This window comes from Buchnera aphidicola (Greenidea ficicola) (assembly GCF_039386055.1).
Classification (GTDB): domain Bacteria; phylum Pseudomonadota; class Gammaproteobacteria; order Enterobacterales; family Enterobacteriaceae; genus Buchnera_K; species Buchnera_K aphidicola_A.
The window spans coordinates 107,964-120,265 of the sequence record NZ_CP135012.1 but is presented as its reverse complement, the minus strand read 5'-3'; the positions used below and the strand labels follow the sequence as shown (position 1 = coordinate 120,265).

The window sequence follows — 12,302 nt, the reverse complement described above, 5'->3', positions numbered from 1 at the left end:
TATAATATTAAATTTAATAAATTTAATAATATTAAAAGGAAATAAAATGTCTGATATGAAAATATTTTCAGGAAATTCAATACCAAAATTAGCAAAAGCTATTGCAAAAAAATTATATACAACAATAGGTAAAGCTGAAATAGGTCGTTTTAGTGATGGTGAAATAAGTGTAAAAATAAACGAAAACGTAAGAGGTGGGGATATTTTTATTATTCAATCTACTTGCGCACCAACAAATGATAACTTAATGGAATTAATAGTTATGATAGATGCAATAAGAAGAGCTTCTGCTGGAAGAATAACAGCTGTAATACCTTATTTTGGATACGCAAGACAAGATCGAAGAGTTCGTTCGTCTAGAGTTCCTATTACCGCAAAAGTAATTGCTGATTTTTTATCTAATGTTGGGGTAGATAGAATACTAACAGTAGATTTACATGCAGAACAAATACAAGGATTTTTTGATATTCCAGTAGATAATGTTTTCGGGAGTATAGTATTATTAGAAGACATGTTAAAAATAAATTTAATTAACCCTGTTATTGTTTCTCCAGATATAGGAGGAGTAATAAGAACTAGAGCAATTGCTAAATTATTAAATGATACAGATATGGCAATTATTGACAAAAGAAGATCATATGCAAATTCTTCACAAGTAATGCACATTATTGGAGATGTTAAAAATAAAGATTGTATATTAGTTGATGACATTATTGATACTGGAGGTACAATTTGTAATGCTGCAAAAGCATTAAAAAAAAATGGAGCTAAAAAAGTTTTTGCTTATGCAACACATGCTATTTTTTCTGGAAAAGCTAGAAAAAATTTTAAAAATTCTAATATTGATGAAATTATTGTATGTGATACTATCCCATTACCGAATAAAATAAAAAAACTAAAAAAAATTAGAAAATTAACATTAAAAAACATGTTAGCAGAAGCAATAAGAAGAATAAATAATGAAGAATCAATTTCAGCAATGTTTGAACATTAAAAATTAATTTTTTTATTTTTAAAAATATTTATATTCTTAAAAATAAAAAAAAATTCTGAAATAAGATAAAATGATCCATAAATTAATAATATATCATTTAAACCAATTTTTTTTTTTACAACATTCCAAGCTTCTATAACACTATTATAAAAAAAACATTTTTTTGGAAAATTTTTTTTTTTAATATTATATTTAAAAGATCTAGGATGTTTTAAAATAACAAAATGCCAAATTTTTACTATACTTAACATAGGTTTAATAGTAAGAAAAAAATCTTTATCTTTTAAAATCCCAAAAATAACATATATATTTTTTTTTTTTTTTATTTTTAAAATAAATTTCGATAAATATAAAGAAGAATCAGGATTATGAGCAACATCTAAAATAATTTTAGGATGTTTAGAAATAATATTAAATCTACAAGGTAAACCCTTAAAATTTAAAATATTATATATATTTTTTTTTTTTATAAAAAAAGGAGAACAATCTAAAGCAGCTATAGCAATAGAAACATTTTCTATTAAAATATTTTTCGGTAAAATAAAATCTTTAATAATTCTTTTTGAAGTAAAAATTGTAAATTTATTTTTATTTTCTTTCCAATACCAATCATAATATTTTTTTTTAAAAAAAATATTTTTTAATTTCAATAAAATAAAAATTATTTTAGGAAAATAATTTTCACCAATAAAACAAATTTTATTTTTTTTTAAAATCCCTGCTTTTTCATATGCAATATTTTCAATACTATTTCCTAAAATTTTCATATGATCTAATTTTATATTAGTAATGATACTAATATCAGCATCAATAATATTAGTAGCATCTAATCTTCCACCAATACCAACTTCTAATATAAGAACATCTAATTTTTTTTTTTTAAATAATAATAAAGAAGAAAGAGTTATAAACTCAAAATAAGTCAAAACAACATCCTTTCTTACTGATTCAATAACTTTAAATGCTTTTATATGAAAACAATCTTTTAAAATATTCCTATTAATTCTAACACGTTCATTATAATTAATAATATGAGGAGATGTATAAAAACCAACACTATAACCAGAATTAAATAATAAATTTTCTAAAATATAACCAGTAGATCCTTTTCCATTAGTCCCAGTAATAGTAAAAATATAAGAATTTATATTTAAAATATTTAATTGTTTTGCAATATTATAAACATTATTTAAATTGAAAGTTTTCTCTCGACAACATTTTTTTTCAATATATTCAAGCCATTCTAATAAAGATTTATTTTTATTAATAATATTTAAAAAAGTTCCCATAAATAAAAAATAATTAAATAATTAAATAATTAAATAAATAATACAATATTAAAAAAAAGGAATAAAACATTTCATTAATTTAATTACAAAATTAGGATAAAACCCAAATAAAATTATTAAAAAAGAAAAGATAAATAAAATAAAAATATTTAAAAAATCAATATTATTATATTTTTTAAAATATAAAATATCATTATTTCTACTATATAAAGAAAGTATAATTTTTAAATAATAATAAACACTTATAATAATCCCAAAACAAACTAAAAATAAAATTAAAAAAGAATCCTTTTTAAATAAAAAAAACAATAAATAAAACTTACTAACAAAACCTAAAGTTAAAGGTAAACCAGCAGAAGATAAAAACATAATAGTTAAAAGTATTGTTAAAAATGGTTTTCTCCAAAATAAACCTTTATAAAAAAAAATATCATCATTTTTTTTTATTTTTAACAAACTTATTAAAATACTAAAAATACCAAAAATACCTACATTAACAAAAAAATAATTTAATAAAAATAAAGTAGAAACTTTTATTAAAAAAAATTTATTATTAATATTAGTAAAAATAAGTAATAAATAACCAAAATTCGCTATTGAAGAAAAACTTAATAATCTTTTTATATTTTTTTGAATTAACGCCATCAAATTCCCAAAAATAATAGAAAAAATAGAAATTATTTTAATAATTAAAAAAAAAGGTATAATATTTATTATAGAAATATTCATAAAAAATTTAACTAAAAAACTAAAAATAGATATTTTAGTTACAACGGAAAAATATATTAATATTGGAAAAGAAGATCCTTGATAAATATCAGCTATCCAAAAATAAAAAGGAAAAATAGATAATTTAAAAAACAAAGAAATCAATATCATAGATAAACCAAATATTAATATATTTTTATCTTGTAAAGAAATTAAATCAAAAATATTTTTAAAAATATAAATATTAAAATTACCAGTAATATAATATATTAAAGAAATTCCAAATAATAAAAAAATTGTTGAAATATTTGATAATATTATATATTTTAATGAAGATTCTAAAGAATTATTACACCTTAAATAACAAATTAATCCAAACAAAGGAAAAAATAATAATTCAATAGAAACAAAAAATAACATCATATTATTAGATATAATTACTAATAAAGATCCAATAGTAGATAATAATAATAACAAATAAAATTCTTCTTTATTAATATTAAAATTATTTAACCAAGAATAAGAAAAAAAACAAGTAAATAAACTTGTAAATAATATAATTACTGAATAATATAAAGAATAATAATCTATAAAAATTAATCTAGAAAATACAAAAGGTAAAGAAATAAATTTTAAAATAAAAAAATAAAATAACAAAGAAAACAAAAAACTAAAAACCGTTACTATAAAAACAAAAAAATAATTACGATATAAAGCAATAGATAAAAAAATAAAAAAAACAGAAAATAATAAAATTATTATAGGAAAAAATATTATTAATTTATTAAAAATTATAGATAAATTCATATTAACCTTACAATTTTTATATTAAAAACTTAAAATTTTTATAAATATTTAAAATAGAATGATAAGAAGTATCAAAAAACCTCTTAGGATATATTCCTAACAAAATAATAAAAAAAAATAAAATAAACATAATAAAAACATCTAAATATTGTATTTTTAAAAAAATATTTTTTTTTTTAAAATTACCAAAAAAAATATATCTCATCATTCGTAAAGAATAAATCATTGAAAAAATTAAACCTATAAGAGAAAAAATAGTAATAATAGAATGATTAAAATAACTTCCAAGTAAAATTAAAAACTCACCAGTAAAATTACCAGTTCCAGGTATTCCTAAATTTGCAATAGAAAAAAATAAAAAAAAATAATAAAAAAAAATAGACAATGAAGAAAATCCAATAATACATTTTAATTTTCTAGTATTTAAAAAAAAATAAATTTTTCCTATTAATATAAATAAAGCAGCAGTAGAAAATGCATGAGAAAAAATTTGTATTATTAAACCTTGAGAAGATAATATATTAAAACTATATATAGCAATTAAAATAAAACCCATATTAGAAATTGAACCATAAGAAATTAAACGTTTAATATCTTTTTGAATAAAAGCTATATAAGAAAAATAAAATATATTTATTAAACCTAAAAAACAAAAAAAAGAAGAAAACAAAAAAGAAGAATAATAAAAAAAAGGTATATTAAAACGTAACAAACCATAAATAGAAGTTTTTATTAAAATGCCAGATAAATCTAAAAATCCAGAAACTGGAGAATATTCATGAAAATCAATTACCCAATTATGAAAAGGAATTGTAGGAATTTTAATTGAAAAAGATAAAAAAAATAAAAACATTAAAAATAATTCTAAATAAAAATTTATAGGAGTATTTAATAATAAATTATAATTAAAAGTATATATATTTGTTAAAAAATAATAATTATAAAAAATACCTAAAATTCCTAATAATAAAAAAAAACTTGAAATTTGAGAATAAATAAAAAAATTATTTGATACTCTTAATAATTTATTATTATTATTAAAACCCCATATTAATAATAAAAAATATATTGGAAAAGAAGTAATTTCCCAAAAACAAAAAAATAAAAATAAATCTAAAGAAATAAATGTCCCTATTATTGAACCTATTAAAAATAAAAAATTAAAATAAAAAAATCCTGAATATTTATAATTTATTTTCCAAGAACATAATATAGAAATAATTCCTAATAAAATAGTTAATAAAACCATTAAAATAGATAAACCATCAACACCAAAATTCCAATCAATTCCTATTTTTTTAATAAAAGGATGAATAAATTCAATATCCCAATTAGAATTAATATATTTATTTTTTACAATAAAAAAATAATTTTCTAACCATATTTTTATTGATATCAAAAAAACAATAAACATAGTTATTAAAGCAATAAATTTTGGTAATTTAGTATTTATATATTGAGAAAAAAAACATAAAAAACTACTTATATAAGGAATCAAAATTAATAAAACAAGAAACATTGTATTTTATTTCCTATTAAAAATTTTATTTATATAAAATTATTTTATTTAAAAAAAAATAATAAAAAAATTTTATAATATTCTAAAATAATTTATAATTTTTCTAAAATAGAAAAAATTAATAAAAAACCAAATATCATTAAAGTAATATACCAACGCAAATAACCATTAATCAAAAACAATATTTTTTTTCCGATAAATTTTATAATAAAAATAAAATATTTTTTAATTTCATAAAATAAATCAAAATATAAAAACTTAGAAAGTTTAATATAAAAATTTACAAATATTTTTTCATATAACCAATCAAAACTAAAAAAAATAAAAAATAATTCAAAAAATTTATTTAAATATTTATTATTAAATAATAATTTCATAAAATTTTTATTTAATACCCAAAAATAATAAGAAAACAAAATACCAAAAATAGAAAAAAAACCAGAAAAAAATTCTAATAAAAATTTATAATCTTCAGAAAAAATTTTTAAAGGAAATATAAAATAAAAATTAGGAATAATAAAAAAACCAAAAAAAGTAGAAAAAAACATTAAAATAAATAAAGATATTAAAATATTTAAATTATTTTTTATTTTTATTACTTCATTTTTAAAAAATATAATAAAAAACATTTTAAATGTATAAATAGAAGTTAAAAATGTACAAAATAAACCAATAATAAATAAATAAATATTACCATTTTGTAAAACATTAAATAAAATATTTCCTTTACTATAAAATCCAGATGTAATAAAAGGAAAAGAAATTAAAGAAAAACAACCAAAAATAAAACAAAAATACAAAAAAGAAAAAATTTCAAAAGATTTTTTTATTTTAAAAATATTTTTAATATTATTAGAATATAAAATTAATATTGAAGAAGAAAGAAATAACAAAGCTTTAAAAAAACCATGTGAAACCAAATGAAAAATTGCACCATCCCAAGATTGAACCCCTAAAGATAAAAACATATATCCAATTTGACTAATAGTAGAATATGCTAATATCTTTTTTAAATTATTTTGATTCAAAGCAAAAATACATCCAATAAATAAAGTAACTGTCCCTAAAATACTAATAAAATATAAAATTAAAGGATTTAATAAAAAAACATTATACATTCTAGCAATTAAATAAACACCAGCAGTAATCATAGTAGCAGAATGAATCAAAGCTGAAACAGGAGTTGGTCCTACCATAGCTCCAGATAACCAAATTTGTAAAGGAAATTGAGCTGATTTACTAATAGCTGAAAAAAATAAAAACAAAGTAATAAAAAAAAAATATTTTTCATTAAAAATCGTTATACTATTAATTAAATTATTTATATTTAAAAAATTAAAAGTATTAAAAAAATTATATAACATAACAATTGCCATTAATAAAAAAATATCACCAATTCTAGTAATAAAAAAAGCTTTATTAGAAAAAAAACTATTTTTTTTATTTTTATAATAAAATCCAATTAATAAATAAGAACAAACCCCAACCATTTCCCAACCAAAATATAAAAATATTAAATTATCAGAAAGAACTAATAATAACATGCTAAAAATAAATAAATTTATATAAGAAAAAAACTTATAATAATTTTTTAATTTTTCTTTATTCATATACCAAAGAGAAAAAAAATATATTAAAAAACCAATAAATAAAATTATATTTAACATAACTATTGATAATTCATCTATCAAAAAAGAACAATCAATATTAAGTCTATTAATAGATACCCAATTAAAAAAATTTTTAATGAAAAAAACACGATTATTAAAATAATAAAATTGTAAATTTATACAAAATAACAAAAAAAAAATTAAAAAAGAAAAAAAAAATCCAATACATTTTGATTTTTTTTTAGAAATAAAATTACCAAAAAAAGATAAAATAAAAAAATTAGTAAACGGTAATAAAATTAATAAATGAATATAATTCATTCACGCATCTCACTTAAAACATCAACATTTAATGTATTATATTTTTTATATAATTTCATTAAAAAAATTAAACCAACACTTACTTCCGCTGCAGAAGTAGTAATTATTAAAATATACATAATTTGACCATCAATTTGAGCCCAATAACAACCTATCAAAACAAAAGATAAACCAACAGCATTCATCATAATCTCTAAACTAATTAATATAAATAATAAATTCCCTCGAATTAATAATGAAGAAATTCCTAAAGAAAACAAAACAAAAACTAAAAAAAATCCATGATTTAAAGGTACCATTATTAAACATCCAAAAAAAAAATAAATAAAATAAAACAATATTAATAAATATTATTACTAATATGAAAAACAATAATTAAAGAAGTTAATAAAATCATAGAAATTATTTCTATTAACAATGAATATTCACCAAAAAAAACAAAACCTATATCTCTACCATCAATAACTAAATGAAAAATATTTTTATTATTAATATTTTTATTAAAAAAATAAAAAATAATAAACATCATGCATAAAAAAAAAAAAGTAATAATTAAATTATAAAATGAAAACCATTTTTTTTCTTTAATAAATGTTTTATTTCCTAAATTTAAAAACATAATAACAAAAACAAATAAAACCATAATAGCTCCAGCATATAAAATAATTTCTATTGCTGCTGCATAAAACGCTCCTAAAATAAAAAAAATACCTGATAATGACAAAAAAGAAACAATTAAATATAATAATGAATATATAGGATTAATATTTAATATAGATAATAATGTAGAAAAAATAGAAACAAAAGATAAAAAATAAAACATAAACTCCATATTATTTCTTTCCTTATAATAAATCTTTAACATCAATATATTTAGAATAATTTTTATTACTTTTATTTACAAAAATATTTTTTTTACCAGAAATTTTATAAAAATTATAATCTGGATATTTTCCAACTCCAGAAATTAATAAATCTTTTTTTTCATATATTAAATCTTTTCTTTTATATTCAGCTAACTCTACATCTGGTATTAATTGTATCGCCAAAGTAGGACAAGCTTCTTCGCACAAACCACAAAAAATACACCTAGAAAAATTAATACGAAAAAAAATTGGGTACCATCTTTTATTTTTTTTTTCTCCTTTTTGTAAAGTAATACAACCTACAGGACAAACTACAGCACATAAATTACAAGCAACACACCTTTCTTCTCCATTAGGTTCTCTAGTTAATATAATCCTACCTCTATAACGAGGTGATAAAACAATTGGTTCTTCAGGATATTTTTTAGTTTCAATTTTATCAAATAATTTTAAAAAAACCATCCAAATACTTTTTAATTGTGTAAAAAATCCAAAAAATATATCTTTAAAATTCATAATATTAATACTTATAAAATATAAATAAAGAAGTAAAAAATAAATTTAATAATGACAAAGGTAAAAGAAATTTCCAACTAAACAATAAAACTTTATCATATCTTGGTCTAGGCAAAGAAGCTCTAATTAATATAAATAAAAAAAGAAAAAACAATATCTTTATTAAAAAACAAAAAAAACTAGAAATAAAAGGACCATTCCATCCCCCAAAAAATAATATCGAAATTAAAATAGAAATAATAATCATAGAAATATATTCACCAATAAAAAATAAACCAAATTTTATTCCTGAATATTCAATATGATAACCATCCGATAATTCTTGTTCTGATTCAGGTTGATCAAATGGATGTCTATGGCAAATAGCTAAACCAGAAATTAAAAAATTTATAAAACCAAAAAATTGTGGAAATATATTCCATAAATATTTTTGTGAATTAATAATATCTAAAAGATTATAAGAATCTGCTTGAGCAACAACCCCCATAATTGATATACCTAAAAAAATTTCATAACTTAAAATTTGCGCGCAAGATCTAATAGATCCTAATAAAGAATATTTATTATTACTAGACCATCCAGAAAATAATATAGAATATGTAGATATTCCTGCCATCATTAAAAAAAACAAAACTCCTAATTTTAAATCAATAATATTAAAATAAGGAGAAAAAGGTATACAACAAACAACAAAAGATAAAGCAAAAAAAGCTATTACAGGAGATAAATTAAAAATTAAAGAACTAGAAAAACTAGGAGTCCAATCTTCTTTAAAAAAAATTTTTATCATATCCGCAAATAATTGCAAAGATCCTTGCCAACCTACACGATTTGGACCATAACGATTTTGAAAAAAACCTAATAAACGTCTTTCAATAATGGTAAGCAAAGCTCCAAAAAAAACAAATATTAAAACTATTAAAAAAGAACGAAAAAAAAAAAACATAATTATAATTTACTCCTTAAATTAGTTACTTCTTTACCTAAAAGAGAACGAGGAAGACCAAACATTCCTAATGGCAAACCTATATTTCCTTGACTCAAATTACTTGAAATAGAAACTTTTAAACAATAAGATTCTTTCAAACAATCAAAATATAAAAATGAATCATTTTTAATATTCATTTTTAAAGCATCTATAAAATTTATTTTAACAAATATATTTTTTATTCTTTGTTTAATAATTAATGATTTTTGACTAATTTCTTCACTACCAAATAACTTATAATAAAGAACAACTTTTAAAATATCTTTTTTGTATCTTTTAAAATTATCAAAAGAATAATATATATATTTTTTTTTTTTTTTTTTTTTAAATAATAAAAATCCAGAATATTGATTTCGTAATTTTTTATTTTTATATTTATTATATTTATTAAAAGATTGAGAAGAATTCCAACCAGGAAACCAATTAAATGGAATATAATCAGAATATCTCCAAGATTGCTGTATTCCTTCCATTGAAAAAGAAAAAAAACTATCTTGATCTTGTGATACATTAATTTCATGTTCACTAATATGCGATCTAATTACCGTTCTTCCACTTAATCTATGAGGAGATCTTGCTATTTTTTGTCCAAAAAATCTATATTTAGAATCAGGAGAAATTTTATCAATACCTTTAAAAATTGGAATATCTGAAATAATATTTTTAATTACATCATCCAAAGTTTTCCATTTTTTTTTTATACCAAATAATAATCTATATATATAATTTAACCATCTCCAACTTTCTAAAATTCCTATATCCTTATTATAAAAAGATGGATCATAAACCTGAAAAAATTTTTGTGCTCTTCCTTCATAATTTATAATTGTTCCTGAACTTTCAAAAAAATTATTTACAGGAAAAGAAATTGTTGCTTTTTTAAATGTATTTGTATTTTGATGATCCAAAACAATAATATTTTTAATTCTAGAAAAAAATAAATCTAATTTTAATTTTTCAATATAATGATACAAATCATTTTCCATAATTATTAAAAAATCTATTTTTTTATTATTAAAATTCGAAAAAATTTTATCAAAAGTAATACCACCTATTAAAGAAATTCCTATACTATTTACATGAATAGGTAATAAAATTAATCCTGTATTTTTATTTTTATTTTTTAAAACATTTGCTAAATTTAAAGAAACTTTTATTAAATCAACATCACCATTACTCATCCCTGATATAATTAAAGGTCGTTTTGCTTTTAATAAATTTTTAGCAATAAATTTAATTTTATATAAATCAATTTTATTTATTTCTTTTTTATTTAAAGAACTATGTTTAATATAATATATTATTAAATTAACAAAATAAACTTGATCTTCAGTAGAACCAAAATAATTAATTTTAGAAATATCATCTAAATCTGTTTTATCTATAGAAGTTATAAATAAAGGATTATAATTATTTTGAGAATAATTTTTAATCCCAGAAGTATTCCAAAAATTAATATTTTTTAAAATATTTTTTTTAATTTTCTTTTTTTTAATTGCCTGTCTAACAGATAAAGCTAATCTAGATGCTGTTTGAGAAATATCTTCACCAATAATAAAAATTGCATCATATTTTTCTACATTTTTTAAATTAGGAATATTTATTTTACTATATCGCAATGTATTTAAAATTATTTTAATACATTCATTATCTAAATCAGACATCCCTATACAAAAATTTTTTTTTCCAACTAATTTATATAAGGAAAAATTATTTTCAATGCTTGAACGAGGAGATCCAACACCAACAATATAAGAAGATTTTTTTAATAATTTACTTACTAACAAAATACCTTCAGAAAAATTTAATTTTTTTATATTATTATTTAAAAAAGAAGTAACATATTTTGGTCTATCTAATAAATTATTATAACTATAACCAAAACGACCTAAATCACATAAAAAAAATTTATTAATATTATTATGATATCTATTTTCCACATATCTAAGTTCGCCATATTTTTCCGAAGCAATAATATTACAACCAATACTACAAAAATGACAAACACTAGGAGAATATTGCATATCCCATTTTCTGCTATAATTATTTAAATGAGTTTTATCACTAAAAACACCAGTTGGACAAATTTCTATTAAATTACCAGAATATTTACTTTTTAACACTCCAGAATTAAAACGACCAAAATATATTTTATTACTAACTCCATAAACACCAAAATCTTTACCATCAACATAATCATTATAATAACGAACACAACGATAACAAGTTATACAACGATTCATTTCATGAGTAATAAATGGTCCTAAATATTGATTTTTATATTTTTTTTTTTTAAATCTATATCTTCTATCATTATGTTTAGTAATAACAGTCATATCTTGCAAATGACAATTTCCTCCTTCAGCACAAACAGGGCAATCATGAGGATGATTAGTCATTAATAATTCTATTATATTTTTTCTAAATTTTTCAACTTCAATATCATTCGTAGAAATTATCATATCATTAACAACAGGAGTCATACAAGACATAACAATATTACCATGAACATCATTAATATTATTTAAACATTTTACTGCACACTGTCTACAAGAACCAACACTTCCTAAAATAGGATGCCAACAAAAATATGGTATATCTATTCCATTAGATAAACATATTTTTAATAAATTATCATTTTTAGATACTTTATATAATTTCTTATTTATATGAATCAAATACAT

The 12,302-nt window shown here is 18.6% G+C and carries 10 protein-coding genes; 1 reads left to right on the top strand and 9 read right to left on the bottom strand.

All coding sequences use genetic code 11. The features are described from left to right. Window positions 1-46: 46 nt before the first annotated feature. The gene (locus tag RJT27_RS00580) at window positions 47-994 is read left to right on the top strand and encodes a ribose-phosphate pyrophosphokinase (protein WP_343189560.1); all 948 of its coding nucleotides are present in this window, start codon (window positions 47-49) and stop codon (window positions 992-994) included. Here RJT27_RS00580 and RJT27_RS00575 read toward each other — a convergent pair. The 9 genes from RJT27_RS00575 to nuoG form a co-directional block, all read right to left on the bottom strand. Further along, window positions 991-2,283: a bifunctional folylpolyglutamate synthase/dihydrofolate synthase gene (locus RJT27_RS00575; RefSeq protein WP_343189559.1), complete on the bottom strand. Its 1,293-nt coding sequence runs from the start codon at window positions 2,281-2,283 to the stop codon at window positions 991-993. The genes RJT27_RS00580 and RJT27_RS00575 overlap by 4 nt on opposite strands. A 48-nt stretch (window positions 2,284-2,331) precedes the next feature. Beyond that, entirely contained in the window at window positions 2,332-3,798 is a 1,467-nt protein-coding gene (locus tag RJT27_RS00570; protein WP_343189558.1) for an NADH-quinone oxidoreductase subunit N, read from the bottom strand. Between the two features lie 16 nt (window positions 3,799-3,814). Next, window positions 3,815-5,317 (bottom strand): complex I subunit 4 family protein, encoded by a 1,503-nt coding sequence (locus RJT27_RS00565; RefSeq protein ID WP_343189557.1) that lies wholly within the window; start codon window positions 5,315-5,317, stop codon window positions 3,815-3,817. A gap of 92 nt (window positions 5,318-5,409) precedes the next feature. Continuing rightward, a complete protein-coding gene (locus RJT27_RS00560) occupies window positions 5,410-7,248 on the bottom strand; it encodes an NADH-quinone oxidoreductase subunit L (protein WP_343189556.1) in 1,839 nt (612 codons plus the stop codon). Next, window positions 7,245-7,547, bottom strand: coding sequence for an NADH-quinone oxidoreductase subunit NuoK (gene nuoK / locus RJT27_RS00555; protein ID WP_343189555.1), 303 nt, complete (start codon window positions 7,545-7,547; stop codon window positions 7,245-7,247). The genes RJT27_RS00560 and nuoK overlap by 4 nt, the downstream gene beginning before the upstream one ends. A gap of 41 nt (window positions 7,548-7,588) precedes the next feature. Then, complete coding sequence (locus RJT27_RS00550) at window positions 7,589-8,080, bottom strand: NADH-quinone oxidoreductase subunit J (protein ID WP_343189554.1); 492 nt, start codon at window positions 8,078-8,080, stop codon at window positions 7,589-7,591. Window positions 8,081-8,093: 13 nt separating this feature from the next. Then, on the bottom strand, window positions 8,094-8,630 hold the full coding sequence (gene nuoI / locus RJT27_RS00545) for an NADH-quinone oxidoreductase subunit NuoI (protein ID WP_343189553.1): 537 nt from the start codon (window positions 8,628-8,630) through the stop codon (window positions 8,094-8,096). Window positions 8,631-8,634: 4 nt separating this feature from the next. Next, window positions 8,635-9,576 (bottom strand): NADH-quinone oxidoreductase subunit NuoH, encoded by a 942-nt coding sequence (gene nuoH / locus RJT27_RS00540; protein WP_343189552.1) that lies wholly within the window; start codon window positions 9,574-9,576, stop codon window positions 8,635-8,637. A 2-nt stretch (window positions 9,577-9,578) separates the two neighbouring features. After that, on the bottom strand, window positions 9,579-12,302 hold the full coding sequence (gene nuoG, locus RJT27_RS00535) for an NADH-quinone oxidoreductase subunit NuoG (RefSeq protein WP_343189551.1): 2,724 nt from the start codon (window positions 12,300-12,302) through the stop codon (window positions 9,579-9,581).